Annotated in this window: 3 protein-coding genes; all 3 read left to right on the top strand. The window is 70.9% G+C overall.

The features are described from left to right. Positions 1–1,353: M16 family metallopeptidase (locus ACFU3E_RS38375; RefSeq protein ID WP_384169450.1), on the top strand; the 1,353-nt coding region annotated here is incomplete at its 5' end. Positions 1,354–1,381: 28 nt separating this feature from the next. Further along, a complete protein-coding gene (gene dapB / locus ACFU3E_RS38370; protein ID WP_384169447.1) occupies positions 1,382–2,134 on the top strand; it encodes a 4-hydroxy-tetrahydrodipicolinate reductase in 753 nt (250 codons plus the stop codon). A 13-nt stretch (positions 2,135–2,147) separates the two neighbouring features. Next, positions 2,148–2,603, top strand: a complete 456-nt coding sequence (locus ACFU3E_RS38365; protein ID WP_384169445.1) for a hypothetical protein — start codon at positions 2,148–2,150, stop codon at positions 2,601–2,603. Positions 2,604–2,653 lie beyond the last annotated feature (50 nt).

The raw sequence follows: 2,653 nt of genomic DNA, 5'->3' as shown, positions 1-2,653 counted from the left end.
GCCCGCACCTCCTCGGAGGCGCGGGCCGTCGCCCGTACCCAAACCCTCATCAAGGGCGAGAACGGCATCGGCACGGTCCGCAAGACCACTCTCCCCGGCGGCCTGCGCATCGTCACCGAAACCCTGCCCTCGGTCCGCTCCGCGACCTTCGGCATCTGGGCGCACGTCGGCTCCCGGGACGAGACCCCCGCACTGAACGGCGCCACCCACTACCTGGAGCACCTGCTCTTCAAGGGCACCAGCCGCAGGTCCGCCCTGGACATCTCGTCCGCCCTCGACGCGGTCGGCGGCGAGATGAACGCGTTCACCGCGAAGGAGTACACGTGCTATTACGCGCGCGTGCTCGACACCGATCTGCCGCTGGCCATCGACGTCGTCTGCGACATGCTGACGGGCTCCCTCATCCTCGAAGAGGACGTCAATGTCGAGCGGGGCGCCATCCTCGAAGAGATCGCCATGACCGAGGACGACCCGGGCGACTGCGTGCACGACCTGTTCGCGCACACGATGTTCGGCGACAACCCCCTCGGCCGCCCGGTCCTGGGCACGGTCGACACGGTCAACGCGCTCACCGCCGACCGCATCCGCCGCTTCTACAAGAAGCACTACGACCCGACGCACCTGGTCGTCGCCTGCGCCGGCAACATCGACCACGCCAAGGTCGTTCGGCAGGTCCGCGTCGCCTTCGAGAAGGCGGGGGCCCTCAAGAACCCCGCCGCCGACCCCGTCGCCCCGCGCGGCGGCAAGCGTGCCCTGCGCACCGCGGGCCGCGTCGAGCTGATCGACCGCAAGACCGAGCAGGCGCACGTCGTGCTCGGCATGCCGGGCCTGTCCCGCACGGACGAGCGGCGCTGGGCCCTGGGCGTGCTGAACACCGCCCTCGGCGGCGGCATGTCCTCCCGCCTCTTCCAGGAGGTCCGCGAGAAGCGCGGCCTGGCCTACAGCGTGTACTCCTACACGTCCGGCTTCGCCGACTGCGGCCTGTTCGGCGTGTACGCCGGCTGCAGGCCCTCGCAGGTGCACGACGTGCTGAAGATCTGCCGCGACGAACTCGACCACGTCGCCGAGCACGGCCTCTCGGACGACGAGATAGGGCGTGCGATCGGCCAGCTCCGGGGGTCCACGGTCCTCGGCCTGGAGGACACCGGCGCGCTGATGAACCGTATCGGCAAGAGCGAGCTGTGCTGGGGCGAGCAGATGTCCGTCGACGACATGCTGTCCCGGATCGCGTCGGTCACCCCGGACGACGTCCGCGAGGTAGCCCGCGAGATCCTGGGACGGCGGCCCTCGCTGTCGGTCATCGGCCCGCTGAAGGACAAACAGGCGGCCCGTCTGCACGACGCCGTCGCCTGACCATCCCCTGGTGAAGGAAGCACAAGAGATGAGCAAGCTGCGCGTGGCGGTCCTCGGCGCCAAGGGCCGGATCGGCTCGGAAGCCGTACGAGCCGTCGAAGCCGCCGAGGACATGGAACTGGTCGCCGCCCTCGGCCGGGGCGACAAGCTGGAGACGCTCACCGACTCCGGCGCCCAGGTCGCGGTCGAACTGACCACGCCCGACTCGGTCATGGCCAACCTCGAGTTCTGCGTCGGCCACGGCATCCACGCGGTCGTCGGCACCACCGGCTGGACCGACGAGCGCCTCGCGCAGCTGAACGGCTGGCTGTCCGCATCCCCCGCCACGGGCGTGCTCATCGCCCCGAACTTCTCCATCGGGGCCGTCCTCACCATGAAGTTCGCGCAGCTCGCCGCCCCCTACTTCGAGTCCGTCGAGGTCGTCGAGCTGCACCACCCGAACAAGGTGGACGCCCCCTCCGGAACCGCCACACGCACCGCACAGCTGATCGCCGAGGCCCGCCGCACCGCCGGCACCGCCCCGGCCCCCGACGCCACGGCCACCGCCCTGGACGGTGCCCGCGGCGCCGACGTCGACGGTGTCCCGGTGCACGCCGTCCGGCTGCGCGGACTGCTCGCCCACCAGGAGGTCCTGCTCGGCGCCGAGGGCGAGACCCTCACGGTCCGGCACGACTCGCTCCACCACAGCAGCTTCATGCCGGGCATCCTGCTCGGCGCCCGCCGCGTGGTGAGCACCCCGGGCCTGACGTTCGGCCTGGAACACTTCCTGGATCTGAACTGAGCCGCTGACCGTCATGCGCGCGAAGCTCACCTACGCCCTCACCGCCGCCGTCCTGGTCGTCTACTTCGTCCTGGTCGGCAGCCGCGGCGTCCTGCTCATCGAGACCGGCACACCGCTCACCGTCACTTTCGGTGTCGCCGTGCTGATCCTGCCGGTCATCGGCCTGTGGTTCCTCTGGAAGAACACCCAGTTCGCCCGCAGGGCCAACCAACTCGCCGCCGAACTCGACGCCGAGGGCGGGCTGCCCGTCGACGAACTGCGGCGCACCCCCAGCGGGCGCATCGACCGCGACTCTGCCGACGAGGTCTTCGCCCAGCGCAAGGCCGAGACGGAGGACGCCCCCGACGACTGGCGCACCTGGTTCCGCCTCGCCGTCGCCTACCACGACGCCCGCGACACCCCGCGCGCCCGCAAGGCGATGCAGCACGCGATCGCCCTGCACGACGGCAAGCAGTCCGAAGCGGCCTGAACCGCACCCCACTCATGCGGCGGGGCCGCAGCGTGTGCACGCTGCAGCCC

This window comes from Streptomyces sp. NPDC057424 (assembly GCF_042803315.1).
GTDB lineage: Bacteria > Actinomycetota > Actinomycetes > Streptomycetales > Streptomycetaceae > Streptomyces.
This window is presented reverse-complemented; position numbering and strand designations above follow the sequence as displayed.